This window comes from Corynebacterium ulceribovis DSM 45146 (assembly GCF_000372445.1).
GTDB classification, from domain to species: domain Bacteria; phylum Actinomycetota; class Actinomycetes; order Mycobacteriales; family Mycobacteriaceae; genus Corynebacterium; species Corynebacterium ulceribovis.
Genome location: NZ_AQUY01000003.1, coordinates 266041 through 283192, shown reverse-complemented (window position 1 = coordinate 283192; position 17152 = coordinate 266041). Strand labels below are relative to the sequence as shown.

Here is a 17152-nt window from a genome sequence, read left to right as displayed (position 1 = left end):
GCGCCCAAATGAATAACTAATCACCTGGGCGATGTGACGCCGGTGAAATACCGTGACCAATAAACTTCAGGCCATGCCCACGCTGAGCTTCCATTGACTTTGCCCGGAACACGCGGCCATTCTTCACCAGCTTATTGTCTACCCATAGCCAGTCGGTCCGCACTGCGCGCGGGGTGAACTCCACTACCGAGTACCCATGCCAGTCGAAATCCAAAAAGCGCACATGCTTATTGGCAGTAGTAAGCGCGGATTCAGCCATCTGAGTAACTCCATTGCCTTGCGGCAACTTCAACTCATCATCAATGTTGGAGGCATTGACGGACGTGCAAACAATCTCCACCCCAACAATCTCCGAATGCGGATACCGCGCCGTTGTCATCGGCAAATCGCAGCCCCACGAGGAATGAATGTCACCGGTCAGAAACACCGTGTTCTTTTTGCCCAATTTGTGCAGCACGTTGTAAAGCCGTCGCCGGTCCGCAGCGAACCCATCCCATTGGTCAGTGTTATAAGGCACCCCTTCCTGCGGAATGCCCAGCAAGCTAGATACCGCGTTCGCTGCTTGCGGGTCCATCGGCGGGATGAGCACCGGTGAAATCATCACCGAGTTGCCGACCGCATTCCATGTTGCCGACGATGATGTCAGCTGGTCGGACAGCCATTGGAACTGTTCGGAACCCATCATGCTGCGCTTGGAGTCGTCGACCCCGCGGAACTGTAGTTTGCCCAGCGGGCCATTGCGGTAGGTGCGCAGGTCCAGCATGCTGAGCTCAAGCAAAGTGCCGAAGCGCAGGTTGCGGTACAGGTGTCCGCCTTGGGAAAAGGTGGTGGCTCGTACTGGCAGCCATTCCAGGTACGCCTGGACCGCGCAGTCGCGTCGTCGATAGTAAGACTTCCGGTCGCCGGAGTGGTTCTCGGCGCCGTGTTCCCAGGAGTCGTTTGCTACTTCATGGTCGTCCCACGTCACTACCCATGGGCAGGCTGCGTGGGCTGCTTGCAGGTCCTCGTCGGTGCGGTAGGTACCGTGGCGCAAGCGGTAGTCAGCCAGGGTGCGGATTTCGTGGGGTGGCTGGTGGTGGCGTACCGCGCCGGTTTTGCCGGTGTACTGGCCTCGGCCGTATTCGTAGATGTAGTCGCCGACATGCACTGCGAAGTCGATATCGCCGCGTTGCGCCATGTCGCGGTAGGCAGCGAAGTAGCCAGCTTCCCAGTTAGAGCAGGAAAATAGCGCCAGCCGGAGCTTATTGACGTCAGCATCAGCAGCCGGGGCCGTCAGCGTCTTTCCAACTGGCGATGTCTGGCCGCGGTAGGCGCCATCAGCAATGACGAATCGGTAGAAGTAGCGGGTGTAGGGGGCCAGACCAGTCGCCTCAATTTTGATGGTCTGGTCGGAGTCTGGGGAGGAGACCACAGCACCGGAGGCAACTACTTGGGTAAAACCCTCGTCGGTAGCCACTTGCCAGCCGACCTGCGTGGGGGTGCCAGCGTCAGACCCTGGGTGGTCCCCCGGATGGGAAGACACTCGCGTCCAGATGATGACGCTGTGTGGGTAAGGGTCGCCGGAAGCGACGCCGTGCTGGAATGCGCGGTGCCCACCAGGGTGCGCGGTTGGGGCGGCGGTAGCTGTCTGCGCCGAGCTGGTAATCGTAGCGCCGGCAGCTACGGTGGCGGCAGTGGCCACGCCAGTTTTTAGAGCTGCTCGACGGGTGTAGGAAGATGCCTGAGTCACAGTTCTTTAGTGGACGACACAATTCCGGCCGCCGCTCAGTGAAGAGCGGCAGAAAAGTGTTATTTAAAGAACTGTTAACTTCCGATTTGGTTTGCGGGGGAGGGGTGGGGGCTAGCGCTTGAGCTGCTCAACAATCTCATTGTCGATGCCCGCCAAATCCGACGACACCGAGTCGTGCACGCGGCGTCGCTGCCCCGGCAACATGTGGTCGGCGCTGCGCACTGCCGCGGCCAGCGCGTCCAGACGTTCCTTGGCATCCTTCTGGAACCCTGCGGACTTTACTTGCTCGGCTGCCATTCGGGCACCATCGATGCGGGCCAGTAGCGGCGCACCATGTCCGGAGTGCTGGGCCAGCTGCGACGCGGTGACGCCTTGACGTCGGGCCGAGCTTTCCATCATCCGCTCCCGCAGCATGGTGGTGCCGCGGTAGAGCAGTGGCAGCAGTACCGGCACGGCAATACGTGCAATGCCCACCCAGCGGGTGACATCGGATACCTGCAGCTTTCGTTCCTTTTGTGCTTCCAGAATCTGCTCTGCCCGCCGGTCCTGCTGCTTGGCGTGGGCCTTCGCTAGCTTTGCTTCCAGTTTGCGGTCAGCCTTCGCCTGCTTTGTTGCCCGCTTGGAGTCCCGGTCTGCCACCTTCGCTGCGGTCACATCGGCTTTTCGGGCTTCCTTCGCCACGGCTACCTTCGTGTTCCGGTCAGCTTTCTGCTTGGATTTGATGTCCTCGCGCACCTGCGCGGTAGCCTCGCGAATCATCTTCGATTGTTCGCGGGCTTCTTCTTTCGCCTTAGCCTTTGCTGCCTTCGCCGCTGCCTTTGCGTCGATGCGGTAATCGCGCAGCGCCTTGAATACGCTCATGGGTTTGGTTACCTCCAGGTTCGCCTACTGCTCTTAAGCGTAGGCGACAAGTTAACCTTGGTGCATTGTGATTGCGAAGGATTTCCGGCTTTCGGCCAAAGACTTGGTTGGTTGTCGCTACCGGACTGTGTTGGATTACCTCGGCGAAGACTTGGATTTGCGTAGCGAAGTCGGTGGTCGCCGGCACCAACACCGGGCAGAGCATACCCAAAAGGTTGTGCGCAATATTTCCGCACTTCAGCCGGTCACCCAGGTGCTTATTGACGATAACCAGGACGAAGTCGACCACTTTTTGGCGACATTAGAAGCGATAGCGTCCGGAGCACCACTGATTGCTGGTGGTCTGTTGCTGGGCAGCGGACAACAATCGCAGCCAGAACTACTGGTCCGAACCGACGGCGGGACGGGGTCTAGTCCCGGGGTGACGTATGCGCCGGTATTTATTGTGGCGCATAAGATTTTTGACCGCCGGACAGTGGCGGCAGAAAGTGGTCCCCTAGCCGTCGATACGCTCCGGTTGGGGCTGTCCACCCCGGTGCCGCACCCGAAACTGCGGACCAAACCCCGGCACTTCGACAGTGTTATCGCGGGCCAGGCGCATGCACTGCTCAGCGAGCTGGGCTGTGCGGCTGACATGGTCGGGCTGATTGGATTCGACGATTCGAAGGCAGTGTTTGAGTCAGCAACGGCCGTGCGCGATGTGTACGCCACGGCGCTGCGGCGGACCCGGCATGCTCTGGCAGCGGCCCGCGGGGAGTTGGCGCCGGTGCCCATGGGAACCTATCCAGTGGCGCCGCGGAAGGTGCGGGAATGTCGGACATGTCGACATTGGCAGCGCTGCGAAGCCGAATTAGCGGCAGCCGATGATATTTCGCTGCTGGTGCCAGGCGACCGTGGCGCGGAATTTCGAGCGCGCGGCATTTCCACCTTGACCGCGCTGGCTGATGACCCCGCCGCCGGAGAGATGGCGGCACTGGCAAGGGCCTGGAAGCTGCAGCTACCGGCGCTGCGCAAACGGGATGCGGTGACGGCGCCGCGGGCGGATGTCGAAATCGACATTGACATGGAGGCCTATTTGGAACACGGCTGCTACCTCTGGGGCACCTTCGATGGGCAGCAGTATCGTCCGTTTGTCACCTGGGGTGAGCTTGGTGGTCGCGAAGAGGCAGAGAACTTCGCTGCGTTTTGGCAGTGGTTGTCGGCGCGCCGGGCTGACGCTGCCGCAGCGGGGCAGACCTGCCTGGTGTACTGCTATGCGGCGCAGGGGGAGAACCATTGGTTGCGCACATCTGCGCGTCGGTTTGCGCAGTGGAGCGACGAGTTGCCGGGGCTGCCGACGCTCGCGGAGATTGAGGAGTTCATTGCTTCGGACCAGTGGGTGGACATGTTCCGAGTGGTGAAGAAACAGCTGGTTGGTCCGTACGGGCTCAGTTTGAAGACGGTGGCGCCTATTGCCGGGTTCCAGTGGCGTGATGCGGAGCCAGATGGGGAAGCCTCGTTGGAGTGGTATCGGCGGGGACTGCGTACGCGGTTGTTGGAGTACAACGAGGATGATTGCCGGTCAACTGCGGTGCTGCGCCAGTGGCTTGATGGTGGTGGTGCCCAGCTGTTGCCGACGGTTGCGCAGTGCTCGCCGAGCGTTCCGAAACCGGCACAGCGGTGACTGCCGGCACTTGCCGGCACTGACCTGAGAAATGGCGAAAGCCGCCCCGAAGGACGGCTTAGGCTCACACTGGGCGCAGGTAGCGCGTGATGAGTTACGCGGTTGCAGCTGCGTAGCGAGCAGCAACTTCGTCCCAGTTGAAGACGTTCCAGACAGCCTTGACGTAATCTGCCTTGACGTTCTTGTACTGCAGGTAGAAAGCGTGCTCCCACATGTCGAGCAGCAGCAGCGGTGCCAGGTCAATGGACAGGTTGCCCTGCTGGTCGGTCATCTGCTCGATAACCAGACGCTTGCCAACCTTGTCGTATGCCAGAACAGCCCAGCCGGAGCCTTGCAGGCCCAGTGCTGCACCGTTGAAGTGGTCCTGGAATGCTTCGAAGGAGCCGAAGTCACGCACGATTGCTTCTGCCAGCTCACCGGTTGGTTCGCCGCCAGCGTTTGGTGCCAGGTTCTTCCAGAACAGGGAGTGGTTGGTGTGGCCACCCAGGTTGAATGCCAGGTCCTTGGACAGGCCGGTCACAACACCTGCGATGGAGCCGTCCTTGCGAGCAGCTTCCAGCTTGTCGAGAGCTGCGTTTGCACCGTTAACGTAGTTCTGGTGGTGCTTGGTGTGGTGCAGCTCCATAATCTCAGCCGAAATGTGTGGCTCAAGAGCGTCGTATGCGTAGGCAAGTTGTGGAAGTTCGTAAACAGCCATGTGATTCATCCCTTCAATGAATGTGGTGTATTACCCATTGTGGTGACGCCTCTCGGATTACGCAACCTTGACCTTGCGCAATTCGGCAGACGAAACCGGCGGACGAGAAAAAGTGTCAGCCGCCACACAACCGAGCGTACCCTTGAAAGCATGGAAGAAACCGGAAACTTCATCCAAGGCATCACCGGCAGCCAATCCCGCGTCGACACCCACGCCACCCTCGGCACACCAATGGCAGGACCATACCCCGAAGGCATGCGCGCCATCATCGTTGCGGCCGGCTGTTTTTGGGGTGTGGAACGTTTGCTTTTTGACGAACCGGGAGTGTGGACAACGGCCACCGGCTACGCGGGCGGACGCGGTGACGATCCCACCTATTTCACTGTGTGCTCGGGCCGCACCGGACACGCCGAGGCGGTACTTGCGGTTTACGACCCAGAAAAGACGAGCTTTGAGCGGCTGCTTAGTGTGGTGATGGAAAACCATGACCCAACGCAGGGCAATCGCCAGGGCAATGACATCGGCACACAGTACCGTTCAGCAGTGTTTACGCTATCGGATGCTGATGCGAAGGCAGCACGCGAGCTCATTGCGCAGTATCAACCCAAGCTCACGGAAGCTGGTTTTGGGGCCATCACCACGGAAGTTACTCCGCTGGAGATGACCCCGACTGGCAAGTTCTGGTTCGCTGAAGATGCGCACCAGCAGTACTTGCACAAGAACCCATTCGGCTACTGCAACCATGGCTTCAATGGCATCAGCTGTGGTGTGAAACCGCTGGGTTAAAACAGCACGGCGATTCCGACTCCGAGTCCAAGGACTGCGCCCACCAGCAGCACGAATAGTCCTTGGGCGATTTGGACGCGGCGGACCATCGATGGTGCGGCGCCGACTGCTTCCAGCGTGCGACGATCCCGGCGAGACTCTGCGGATGACAACGTCAACACCAGCCCAGCGACAAACACAATGAATAGTCCGCCGCCGCCGTACACGATTGGTCCGACCAGTACTTGGAATGGGCTGACACCCAAACCGCGAATCAGCATTCCTGAGTCGCTCTCCAACTTCATAAAGGTCACTGAATCAAGCAGGTTTGGTTTTGACTGCGTGAACAACACACTGCCGCGGTAGGTAGTTGGGATACCTAACTTGTCCGCAGTGTCTTTCGACAGCATGATGCCGTCAAACTCTGCCGTGACAACCTGCGCTGGGATAGTCCACGTGCGTTCCGCGACACTGGTGTCGGCATCCGAGCCGGTGGCGTAGTCCTCGGCTTTTGGGTCCAGATTTCGAGGGCCGTAAACCCCGGTAGCGAGTTCCAGCTCCGTGACCGCACCGTTAGGGGAAAAGACGACAGCCTGTCCGTCATCAAGCAGTGTTTTTGCCTCGGTGATTGCATCGGGGTCAATATTCGTCATCCGATCCAAAACGCTGCCGTCGTTAATGATGATCGCATCGTAGATACCGAAGTCTGCCCAATTGCCATTGGCGAAATCCTCCCAATGACCATTAAGAGTGGAGTCAGTTAGCCATGCAGTGGGAGCAAAGACGTCGCTGCGTCCGGTGGCGTTGACCTTGTTGGCGAGCGTATTGAGCGTGTCGTCGAAGCCCGCGGAGGACGAGGAATCAGCGTTCGTGCTAGCCCACACCGCCTGAGGTTGAACGTGCTGAGATGCGGTGAGCAGCTGCGTGAGCCAACCCACCCCAGCCAGCACAAAGCAGGACACTGCTACAGCTGTCACTGCCGCGCTGGTGCGGAGCCAATTGCGCAGCGAGTCCCGAGCCGCCAAACGCAGCGGCAAGTGGAAGTGCCGTGCTTGTGATGCAACCAAGAAGAACAGCAGCGGCGCCGTGAATGCGACACCAACGGTGAGCAACGGAACGCCAAGTACCGACACGTCAGATGCGCTGAAACGCAGGAGATACCAACCGGCGAGCAACAATACTGGCCCAAGTAGCAGGCTGAACTGAAACTTTGGCTTGCGGGCGCGACTAGAACCCAGGGTGGGGATGAACGCCGCGACCAGACCACAAATGGCAACGCCGAGTGCGGCGAGCAGGCTGATGCCGCCGAGCCAGATGTGCACTTCATGAGGGAACGCGATGCTGCTCAGCCATTGGAAAAGCGCCCAGGACAGACCAATGCCGACGATGCCGCCAAGCAGGCCAAGCAACGCTCCCTGCCACAACATGGTGGCACGTAGTACCTGCGGCCGGGCGCCAGTGTTCGATAGCAGTTCCATCGCGCGGGCCTGCCGTTTATGTGCAATCGCGAAGACTGGGAAAGTCAGCGCAATGATGAGCGTAGCCAGCAGCAAGGCGTAACTGAGCACAGCAAACAACGTAAAGCTGTCTTCCAGTGAGCGAAGAATCTGCCAGGTGGCGGTGTTGGGGTTGTCGAGTAGGTCGGTGACTAGCGAGCTTGCGGGGCGGTGCATGACCGGGCTGTTCGGGGATGGGGAGCCAAGTCGGGTGTCCGTGAGCCAGTTCAGGTCGTTGTAGTCAGCGGTGCGCAGGGTCTGTGCGTCACCTGGCCGATAGTCAGCCAGGTTGATCACACTTTCGTTGCCGCTGGCCAAGCCGTCGATTCGATAGCTCTTGCCATCGATGGTGACGCTATCTTCGACAGTGACGCCCAATGCCTTGGCGGTGCCGCGGGCCAGCACAATGTCACCGGACTGCGGAGTTTCCGGCAGGTTGGCAGCCAGTGCAACAGCCTGCAAGGTCGCACTTTCCGATCCCACAGTCGCCACCTCATGGGTCCTGAGCTCAGGGTGGAAAGTGACACCGGGATATGCCTTCGCAAGGACTGCCAGGTCCGGTAGTTTTGGGTCCGCAATGGGGTCGATCCACACGACGTCGTAGCGGGAGTCCACGGAGCGAGCTGCGACGCTGCCGGTGGCGAGCACCGAGGTTGCCACCGTAGTGAATATGACCGGCAGTGCGAACAGGATGATAGCGACGAGGGTGCGCCATTTATGCGCAGTGATGTCGCGCCGGGCAAGGCGGGCCGCAATCATTGTTCCTGTCCTTTCGCATGAGCACCGTCGTCGGTGCGGCGAGCCCCATCATCAGCGCGGATGGCGCCGTCTGCGAGGTAAATGGTGCGGTCTGCCCATGCTGCGAAGCGTGGCTCGTGGGTGACAAGGAGCCCGGCCGCACCGGCGTCAACCTTCTCGCGGATAAGCCGCATAATGCCTTCGGCGGTGGTGGAGTCCAGCGCGCCGGTGGGCTCGTCTGCGAGGATGGCGCTGCGCTCGCCGATGAGCGCCCGCGCAATGGCCACGCGCTGTGCTTGACCACCAGAAATATCAGCGGGGAAGCGGTTCGCCAGTTCGGCTATCCCGACTTCCTCTAGGGCCTGGTGCGCGGCGTCTTTTACCTGTCCGCGCGAGGCACGGGCCAGCTCCAGCGGTAGCGCCACATTTTCAGCGACGGTGAGCGTCGGGATGAGGTTGAAGTCTTGGAAAACGAAGCCGATTCGGTCGCGCCGCAGGTCAGCTAATTGGTTTTTGCTCATGTTGGTGGTGTCGGTGCCATTGATGGTCACCGTGCCGGAGCTGGGTTGTTCGAGCAGGCCCGCGATTTTCAGCAATGTGGACTTACCGGAGCCGGAGGGGCCCATCACTGCGACCAGTTCGCCCGGGCTGACTGTTAAGGAAACGTCAACAAGCGCATTGATGGTGGTGGGGCCGTCTTCGTAGCTGCGGCTGACGCTGGTGAGGGTGATCATGGTTGATCCTTGAGGGTTTCGATGCGGTCGAGCCAGCGGGCTTCTGCTTCTAGCTCGTAGATTCGGCGTTCTTTAAGGAGGGTTTCGGCGAAGCCATCGGGTGTACTGCGGGTGACATTGCGCAGCGCAGTCATATTGGCGTCCCGTTGTTGTTGAATAATGGCGGCAACATCGCGGCCGTTGATGGCGGCCATAACGATTTTGATGACCAATTCGTCGCGGGCGTTGGTGGGCTTTTCGACGGATTGGTGCCACCAGGAGTCGAGTTCGGCGCGTCCAGCATCGGTGATGCGGAAGAGCTCGATGTTTCCGTCGTGGCCAGCGGATTCAATGAGCTCGTCGCGGTCGAGTCGTTTGAGGGTCTGGTACACCTGTCCGATGTTGATCGGCCAGGTGTGTTGCGTGAACTCCTCAAAGTTCGTTCGCAGCGCCGCTGCGCCGATGGGGCGCTGGGCTATCAGGCTGAGTAAGGCATTTCGGATGGACATATAAACACTTTTCTGGGAGGTGTGCTTACTCAGTAAGTTACCGGGTAAGTTACTCGGTAAGCAAGGGGGTAATAAAAAGACCGGCCACTATAGAAGTGACCGGTTCCTTCCCGCGCGAGCGCGGACCTAGGCGCGCGAGACTACTGCTTATTCAGCTTGTCCTTGATGGCCTGCTCAGCCGTATTAATCTGATCAGTGTGCTTGCCGCCAGTTTTCTTGTCGACCAGATCGCCGACCTTATCTACCGCGTCAGCAACCTTGTCCTGATTCTCATTGATGATGTTCTTGGCCTTGTCTACAAAGCTCATCAGCGCACCCTTCTACTTGGTCAGTGGTACCAACCAATTTTAGCGGCTTTTAGTTGTCTAGGTGCTTACGCGCAGCCTCCTGCGCCTTATCCACCTTGTCAGCGTGCTGATCATTAGTGCGCTTGTTTGCAGCGTCACCAGCCTTGTCGATAGCTTCGTTTGCCTTATCTGGGTTGCGCTTTGCCGCGTCGGTTGCCTTGCCAGGGAGATCGTTCAGGTGGTCAGAAATGCCCATGAGAGAAATCCTTTCGCTCGAGATGCGTACAGCCACCACGGTAGAGAAAACAGCTAAAGCTCGGCGGTGCCCATAAACGTCAATAAGCGGAAAACGATAACAACCCGGACACACGCGGCGGCTAGCGCGGAAGGGAAAAGCGGCGAATCCAAGCGGAAATGACCGAAAAGCGGAGGCCATCGGCGCCGCGGAAATCGTTATCGAACTGCATCCCCATTACCGCCGCCCAGTAGGAAATCATCTCGTCGTGATAATTGTGGCCGTAGCCACCGGTCATATCAACGCTGGTCAACGCATCAACCGCGAGCTGCCACGACGTGACAAAGGGGAACCAACGCATCGTGGGCAGCACATCCCGGCCGAGTGGTTCCTGCAGCCACTGCGGACGTTTACGCCACAACTTTTCATCCCACCAAATGATCGGATCAGAAGGATGCTGCGCAAACACCACTCGCGGAAACTCCCACTCGCCATAGCGCTGACCAGCAGCATTAGTCCACAAATCAGCGGGACTGGTGACAAACCGGAAATGGCGGCCCTCGTCCACTGCCGGTTGAATAACAGGCGAACCGGCATCGCGGTTATCGGTCAGCGACGCCCAAATCTTCGCGTTCTGTGGCGTGCCTGACCACATCGCCCCATCAACCTTGTCCAGCATGTCCTTCGCATCGGAAAACGCGCCTTGGCCACCAAAGCTGCCGAGGGACTCACCAGCAACAAATAGCTTCGGCCGGTTATCTGGCGGCAACTGCTGCCACTCCGCATACACCCGATTGAACAGCGCTTTCGCCGCCGCGATCGGTGCGTCCTGGTCTGCGACAAACGCCTGGAAACTCTGCAGCCGCGAATACTGCATCGCCGCAGTCGCACAATTGCCCCGCGACAAAAACTCCAGCGCACACAACGACCACTCCTGCACCCAACCGGTGCCAGTGGTGGTGAACAGCACCAAATTATCCCGACGGAACGCACCGGTGCGATGCAACTCCCGGACCACAAGATCCGCCGCCTCCGCCAGCGAACGACCTGGCTGCAAGCCCGCATAAACCCGAATCGGCTCCATCGCATGCGGATCACCAGTCACCCGCGCAATATGCCGCGCCCGCGGACCATCCGATAGCAGTGCTCGACCCTGCGCACCCACCGCATGCCACTGCTCGTACGACCACGGACTGCCCGAACGTTCCGGCTCCCACGGCTGGGAGCGGCCTGGGAAAACCAGGCGGTTGGCATAAGCGGCCTTGTCGGAAATTTCGGTCATTATCCGGCGCACCAGCAGCCGATCGGTGGCAAGCGCCAACGCCCCACCAATGATGGCGCCGGAAATAATCGGAGCTGCCCACCGCGGAATCTTCGCCCGCCGCAACGCCGCGGTGAGCGAATCGTAGGCAAATTCATTGAGGTCACCGAAGCCTTGCATCAGCAAGTAAGCGCCCGTGCCCAGCGCCGAACCTGCTGCGTGCTGCGCAATTCCAATATCGGAGTCGTAGTGCACCAACTCGGCAATCCGCCGCTGGTTATGCACCGACCGCAGCCACACCGCAGCGGTAATAGCCGTCATGGACCAATTGAAACCGCTGCGCGCACTATCCACCGCACGCTGCGACGGCACAAACTGTCCCACCGGCGTGCCCGCCAACAATTGCGCCAGACCGCGCCGGGCTCTGCTGGCCCCAACCCCAACAGCCAACCCCACGGTGTGGCCGACCATCTGATTGCCGAAAATGTTCAGTGCCGTGCCCCACCACTTCCGCGGCAACAGCGACGGTGACACCGCCGCCCAGGTGGCGACCTCTGCGCCAATGGCACCCGGTGACATTCGCGGACGTCGCCATGTGGTTGCCTCGTGATTAATTGCAGCCTGAATCAAATCTCCTAGCGCCCTCACCACCTGGGGCGGGCGTGGAAATGAGACTCTCAAGCGACCGGACAGCATATTGGCCATAATGGCAGATAGATCCGGGTCGCGCCGGGGTTGAACAAACCGGCCAAGAACTCGGCACATTGTCACCCTCGACAGATAGGTACGACATGAAGGAAATTGTCGGTAACAAGATCGTCTTGATTGGTGCTGGTGACGTGGGCGTTGCCTACGCATACGCAGTCGTCAACCAAGGCCTGTGTGACCACCTGGCCATCATCGACATCAACCAAGCCAAAACCGAAGCCAATGTTCAAGACCTGAACCACGGCATGCCATGGGCGCCAACCAACACCCGCGTGACCTCCGGCTCCTACGAAAAAGACATTGAAGACGCCGCCATGGTCGTCATCTGCGCGGGCGCTGCCCAAAAACCAGGCGAAACCCGCCTGGACCTCGTCGGCAAAAACATGAAGATCTTCCACTCCATCGTCGATGAAGTGATGAAGCACAACTTCGGCGGCATCTTCCTGATCGCCACCAACCCAGTCGACATCCTGTCCTACGCCACCTGGCGTTTCTCCGGGCTGCCCTCGAACCAGGTCATCGGCTCCGGCACCGTCCTAGACACCGCACGCTACCGCTACATGCTGGGTCGCCACTTCAAGGTCTCGCCAATGTCGGTGCACGCCGCCATTATTGGCGAACACGGCGACTCCGAACTGCCAGCTGTCTCTGCGGCGAATATTGCCGGTGTGCCACTGTCCAAATTCGTAGAAGAAGACCCAGCCCTGCCGGAAGTACTCGAAGACATCTTCGTCAACACGCGCGATGCGGCCTACAAAATCATCGAGGCCAAGGGGTCTACCTCCTACGGCATTGGCATGGGCTTGGCTCGCATCACCCGCGCGGTGCTGCAAAACCAGGGCGTATCGGTGCCAGTGTCTACGTTGCTGACCGGTGAGTACGGCCACGATGACATCTACATCGGCACCCCAGCGGTCGTTGGCCGGCATGGTGTGGAGCGCGTCATCGAGCTGGACCTAGATGAGCACGAACAGGAACGATTCGACAATAGTGCGAACACCCTGAAGGCCATTCAGGACAAGTTCTTCACTGACGGCAAATACACCGGCTAAAACTGGCTGTTCACCGGTCCTAAACCCTCGCGGGTGGGTGCTTAGGTTGCTACCTACGCTTCTGCCCAGCGAACTCTCCTACTTCGCGCCACAATAGAGACAAACTGGATGCGAAGTAGGAGTGCACAATGGCCGATCAGCTGAACCTCAATGAGCTCATTGTTGAAGTCGATGAGCTGCTGACTGAAACATGGGACATCACCCAATCCCAGCAAGACCTGATTCAGTCGGTCCAGCCGGAGCACCGCACCGGCGCAGAAAACCTGCTGCACTACGCCTGGATGCGCCGCAATGACCTGCGCCGACTGCAGGACGCGCTGCACGACCTAGGTGTCACTTCACTGTCGACATCCGAATACGCCATCCGCGCCCGACTGCTGGCGCTGCGCAACGCCCTCGGCGCCCTGACCGGCCAGGGAACCATCTACTACGTCGGCGAGATTGCCGACGACATGGCCCACGCCGATGACTGCCTCGAATCCAACTCTGTGACCTTGCTCGGTGAAGAAACCGAAGGCGCCAACTCCCGCATCATGGTGACCTTGCCTGCCGAAGCTGCTGACGATTACGAATTGGTTCTGGAGCTAGCCGAAGCTGGCATGGATATTGCCCGCATCAACTGCGCCCACGACGACGCCACCCAGTGGGAGAAAATGATCGCCAACGTGGGCCGCGCCGGTGAACAGGTCGGCAAACTGATTGGCATCAATATGGACCTGGCTGGGCCAAAACTGCGCACCGGGGACATTGTTCCTGGTCCGAACGTCGGCCGCGCCCGCGTCACCCGCGATGACGCCGGCCAAGTGGTGCACCCAGCCAAACTGTGGATCACCCCGAAGCCGTACATGTCCAGCCAAACCCCAGCGGAACCACCAGCGGATCTGCCGGGTCGCCCAGCGCTGCCGATCCAGGTTGATGGTGCATGGTTCGATGCCTTGGCCGTGGGCAAAGAAATCCGGTTGCATGATGCGCGGGGCTCCAAGCGCAAGTTCATCGTCACCAAGGTGTTGCCGCACGGTGTGCTCGCTGAAGGTGACCGCAACGCGTACCTAGCCGACGGTCAGCTCATTGAATGCGACTATGAACGCACCCGCATCGCAGGTATCCCACCGGTGCTGCAAAAAATGCGACTGGAAACTGACGAAGAAGTCATTCTTACTGCTGACCCAGCCGCCACTGTTCTCGGCGATGACGGCCCATTGCGGATTTCCTGCACCCTGCCGGAAGCAGTGTCCGCACTCAAACCAGGCGAACGCGTCTTCTTCGACGATGGTGCCATTGCGGCAGTCGTTGTTTCCACCCGCACAGCTGAGGAAACCGACGCGTACCCAGAAGCCACGCTTCGAGTGACCCGCGCGAAACCAGGTGGCCAAAACCTAGCAGCGCATAAGGGCATTAACCTGCCGGAAACGAATTTGCCACTGCCATCGCTGACCGAAGAAGACGAAGAAAACATGCGCTTTGTTGCCACGCATGCGGACATTATGGCGGTGTCGTTCATCCGTGACGAGAAAGACGTCCAATACGTCATCGGCAAATTGTACGACTACGCCAATGAACTAGAAGCTGCGGGTGACCAGGACGGGGCCGCTAAGGTTCGCCACGTTGGTTTGGTGCTGAAGATTGAAACCATTCCAGGTTTCCAGAACCTGCCAAATATCCTGCTTGAAGGCATGAAGTGGCGGAACTTGGGCGTGATGATTGCCCGCGGTGACCTTGCCGTGGAGCTGGGCTTTGACCGGCTAGCGGAAGTTCCCGGACAGATTATGTCGCTGTGCACCTCCGGCCACATCCCAGTGATTCTCGGCACCCAGGTGCTGGAGAACCTGGCGAAAACTGGTCTGCCATCCCGCGCCGAAATCACCGACGCCGCCTTCGCACTGCGCGCCGAATCCGTGATGCTGAACAAAGGCCCACACATCACCGATGCCATTGAGATACTGGATAACCTATCCCGCAAACTGGGCAGCTCCCAGCGGAAGAACCGTATTATGCTGCGGCGCATCCGCAGCTGGGACGAAACCGCCGACGCAGTGGCCGACACCTCCGACGTCGACACTGACGCTGCGGACAATAACTAAACACCTCGCTAGACTTTGGCGGTGTGAAACCTTTCCCCGCCGACTTCCTGACCACTTGGGCGCGTGCCGCCCGGTGGCTAGCAGTGTTGTACGGCCTGATGGGGATTGCCACCGTGGTGGACCTCTGGCTCAACCGAACCTTCGCCGTGACGGTCTACCCACTGGACTACACCATCGTGGGAGTTTTCCAGCTGGTTGTGGTCTGGATGTTCCTGCTGCTGCAACTCATCCCGTTAGTTCGCCTTGCCACATGGACCGCGCAATTCGCGCCGAACCTCGACCGCCCACACTGGCAGCTCTATCTGGGGTTTTACCTTCCGGTATGGAATTTGGTGGCACCAACAACGTTCTTCGCCAGCCTCGAACTTGATCGGCGGCAGCTGCGGATTGCCACGTGGGCGCTCTGGCTAGCGGTGGCCTTCTTCGTTATGCCAATGACGCTGACCTTGAAGCTGGCGAGCAGCGTCGTACTGCTCAGCCTCATGCTCACCATCGCGTTTGCCGCGTACTCCGTCGCCCTGCGGCACCTCGCCTTGGCGTTCACGCAGCCGCTGGCCCAGCTGCGTAGCATCCGCCGAAAGATTGTGTTGCCGCGCTCCGAATGCGAACTGAGCGAAGTAGAGTGACAATGTTCTCCGATCCACATCCCACCTTGTGGCAAGCAGGAGACAGTTGACCCATGCAGATTATTGCGCACCGTGGTGCCTCAGGTGAGCAACCCGAACACACCCTGGCCGCATATGAGCTCGCCCTCGACCAAGGCGCCGACGGATTCGAATGCGACATCCGCCTGACCGCCGACAACCACCTCGTGTGCGTCCATGACCGACGCATTGACCGAGTCAGTGATGGCACCGGCGCGGTCTCCAGCATGACGCTCGCGCAGCTACAGCGCTACGACTTCGGAAACGGCCAACAAGTCCTCCAGTTGCGCACACTGCTCGAACTCGTCGAAGCGAACCAGCACCTCGACTTTTTCATTGAGACGAAGCACCCGACACGGCGGGGCGGTGCCGTCGAAAAGCAATTGGCCCGGGAACTGACGCACTTCGGGTTGGCTGCCTCCGACCGCATCCACGTGATGAGTTTTTCGCCGTTGTCGCTTGCCCGAGTGGCGCTGCGACTGCCACACCTGGATCGCACCTACCTGTGGGCCAATGGGCAGACCCGGAAAACTCGGCAGCTGGCGGCAATTGCGCGGCCGACGTCGCTCGGGCCGCAGGTCGGGGAGCTTGGCCGCCTGAAACTGCTCTTCCCGGATAACGCGCACCCGGTCTACACCTGGACGGCGAACTGGGAGAAGGAAGTGCGCCGCAGCTTGGACCTTGGCGTGACCTGGATGGCGACGGATTTTCCGGGCCAGGCGCGGGCATGGTTGGAGGCACAAACTGATGTGGTGCGCCGGGTAAGCTAACCCTCGTGTCAAAGAAGAACCGCAAAAACGCCCAGAATGACAATGTCCCTGCAGGTATGAGCCGCCGCCAGGCGAAGCTTGCTGCCCGCGCCGCTGAACGTGCTGCCGCCACTGGTGTGGCCCGCCCGTTTGCCGACCTGCCGATGGAAGCAGATTTGGTTGCTTTCCGGGAGTTCGTCCCGAACGGCACCATGAAGGTGCAGGTAGCCGGAGCGGACCGCAACGTCACCATTGTGACTTTGCTGCCGGGTGCTGCCGCCGCACTGACCCGCGACGCTGACCACGGCGGCGAAGCGTTCGTCGCTATGCAGACCCGCGACCGTTCCCCGAACCCACAGCAGGACTTGGCGAAAGCACTGGCGTGGGCTGCATCCGCACCAGCCGGCTCGGTGCTGGAGTCGACTGTGTCTGGTGAAGGCGCGGATCTGGCAGCCCCAGCGCTGTCCGAGCTGCTGACCGGCGCGGAAAAGGCGCAGTCGGAGAAGTCTTTCGAGTGGTGGCTCCCAGGCGGCTTGGCGGCAAACCCGCAGGCTGAGGCTAATATCCGTCAGGCAGACGAGACGATTATGGAGTCGCACCGCGTCGATGCGGACCTGCCGGGCGCCATCTGGTGGATTGACACCACCACCCGGGCACACTTCCGGTGGATTCGTACCGAGGCCGAATCGAAGCTTTTTGACGGATTGGCCCGCGTTCACGCTGCCGACGGTCTGACCCTGGGCGAAGGCACGAAGTTCGCTGGTGTCTTCCGTACTCAGGGCGTGTTGGTGCCGGTGTGGGACTTGGACCGAACCCGCGGTTTTGATACCTACGGTGAGGAGCTTGCTGACCTGGATAAGCGCCTGGCAGCTGCTTTGAATGCGACCGAGCCGCTGACTGCGGAAGAGCGTAAGTCCCGCGACACGATTCGCTCCCGCCAGGTCACCATTAACTAGCTGGCCAA

General features: G+C 59.9%; 16 protein-coding genes. 7 read left to right on the top strand and 9 right to left on the bottom strand.

Features of this window, described 5'->3' with window-relative positions; genetic code table 11:
• Positions 1-16: 16 nt before the first annotated feature.
• Both A3EC_RS12100 and A3EC_RS0109790 read right to left on the bottom strand, forming a co-directional pair.
• Positions 17-1729 carry an alkaline phosphatase D family protein gene (locus A3EC_RS12100; RefSeq protein ID WP_051061058.1) on the bottom strand — a complete coding sequence of 571 codons (1713 nt, stop codon included), beginning with the start codon at positions 1727-1729 and terminating at the stop codon, positions 17-19.
• A 111-nt stretch (positions 1730-1840) separates the two neighbouring features.
• Complete coding sequence (locus A3EC_RS0109790; protein ID WP_018025010.1) at positions 1841-2590, bottom strand: DUF6474 family protein; 750 nt, start codon at positions 2588-2590, stop codon at positions 1841-1843.
• A 67-nt stretch (positions 2591-2657) separates the two neighbouring features.
• On the opposite strand from A3EC_RS0109790, the gene A3EC_RS12095 reads away from it, so the two are divergent.
• Complete coding sequence (locus A3EC_RS12095) at positions 2658-4253, top strand: TM0106 family RecB-like putative nuclease (RefSeq protein ID WP_018025009.1); 1596 nt, start codon at positions 2658-2660, stop codon at positions 4251-4253.
• Positions 4254-4347: 94 nt separating this feature from the next.
• Here the strand turns inward: A3EC_RS12095 and A3EC_RS0109780 are convergent, their stop codons facing one another.
• Entirely contained in the window at positions 4348-4950 is a 603-nt protein-coding gene (locus tag A3EC_RS0109780) for a superoxide dismutase (RefSeq protein ID WP_018025008.1), read from the bottom strand.
• A gap of 150 nt (positions 4951-5100) precedes the next feature.
• Here A3EC_RS0109780 and msrA point away from each other — a divergent pair, with 150 nt between their 5' ends.
• Entirely contained in the window at positions 5101-5736 is a 636-nt protein-coding gene (gene msrA, locus A3EC_RS0109775) for a peptide-methionine (S)-S-oxide reductase MsrA (protein ID WP_018025007.1), read from the top strand.
• On the opposite strand, the gene A3EC_RS0109770 is transcribed toward msrA, so the two are convergent.
• From A3EC_RS0109770 to A3EC_RS12085, 6 genes are all read right to left on the bottom strand, one after another.
• The gene (locus tag A3EC_RS0109770; RefSeq protein WP_018025006.1) at positions 5733-7970 is read right to left on the bottom strand and encodes an FtsX-like permease family protein; all 2238 of its coding nucleotides are present in this window, start codon (positions 7968-7970) and stop codon (positions 5733-5735) included. The two genes, msrA and A3EC_RS0109770, sit on opposite strands and share 4 nt — an antisense overlap.
• Positions 7967-8683 carry an ABC transporter ATP-binding protein gene (locus tag A3EC_RS12090; RefSeq protein WP_018025005.1) on the bottom strand — a complete coding sequence of 239 codons (717 nt, stop codon included), beginning with the start codon at positions 8681-8683 and terminating at the stop codon, positions 7967-7969. The genes A3EC_RS0109770 and A3EC_RS12090 overlap by 4 nt, the downstream gene beginning before the upstream one ends.
• A complete protein-coding gene (locus A3EC_RS0109760; RefSeq protein WP_018025004.1) occupies positions 8680-9171 on the bottom strand; it encodes a PadR family transcriptional regulator in 492 nt (163 codons plus the stop codon). Before A3EC_RS0109760 ends, A3EC_RS12090 begins: the two co-directional genes overlap by 4 nt.
• Positions 9172-9311: 140 nt before the next feature.
• Positions 9312-9479: an antitoxin gene (locus A3EC_RS12805; RefSeq protein ID WP_018025003.1), complete on the bottom strand. Its 168-nt coding sequence runs from the start codon at positions 9477-9479 to the stop codon at positions 9312-9314.
• A gap of 49 nt (positions 9480-9528) precedes the next feature.
• Positions 9529-9714: an antitoxin gene (locus A3EC_RS13070; RefSeq protein ID WP_018025002.1), complete on the bottom strand. Its 186-nt coding sequence runs from the start codon at positions 9712-9714 to the stop codon at positions 9529-9531.
• A 121-nt stretch (positions 9715-9835) separates the two neighbouring features.
• A complete protein-coding gene (locus tag A3EC_RS12085) occupies positions 9836-11584 on the bottom strand; it encodes an alpha/beta-hydrolase family protein (protein WP_169331408.1) in 1749 nt (582 codons plus the stop codon).
• A 161-nt stretch (positions 11585-11745) separates the two neighbouring features.
• Here A3EC_RS12085 and A3EC_RS0109740 point away from each other — a divergent pair, with 161 nt between their 5' ends.
• From A3EC_RS0109740 to A3EC_RS0109720, 5 genes are all read left to right on the top strand, one after another.
• Entirely contained in the window at positions 11746-12714 is a 969-nt protein-coding gene (locus A3EC_RS0109740; protein ID WP_018025000.1) for an L-lactate dehydrogenase, read from the top strand.
• 128 nt (positions 12715-12842) lie between these two features.
• Entirely contained in the window at positions 12843-14795 is a 1953-nt protein-coding gene (locus A3EC_RS0109735; RefSeq protein ID WP_018024999.1) for a pyruvate kinase, read from the top strand.
• Positions 14796-14818: 23 nt separating this feature from the next.
• The gene (locus A3EC_RS0109730) at positions 14819-15421 is read left to right on the top strand and encodes a hypothetical protein (RefSeq protein WP_018024998.1); all 603 of its coding nucleotides are present in this window, start codon (positions 14819-14821) and stop codon (positions 15419-15421) included.
• Positions 15422-15474: 53 nt separating this feature from the next.
• Positions 15475-16209 carry a glycerophosphodiester phosphodiesterase gene (locus A3EC_RS12080; RefSeq protein WP_018024997.1) on the top strand — a complete coding sequence of 245 codons (735 nt, stop codon included), beginning with the start codon at positions 15475-15477 and terminating at the stop codon, positions 16207-16209.
• A gap of 5 nt (positions 16210-16214) precedes the next feature.
• A complete protein-coding gene (locus A3EC_RS0109720; protein ID WP_018024996.1) occupies positions 16215-17144 on the top strand; it encodes a DUF5926 family protein in 930 nt (309 codons plus the stop codon).
• The last annotated feature ends 8 nt before the right edge of the window (positions 17145-17152 follow it).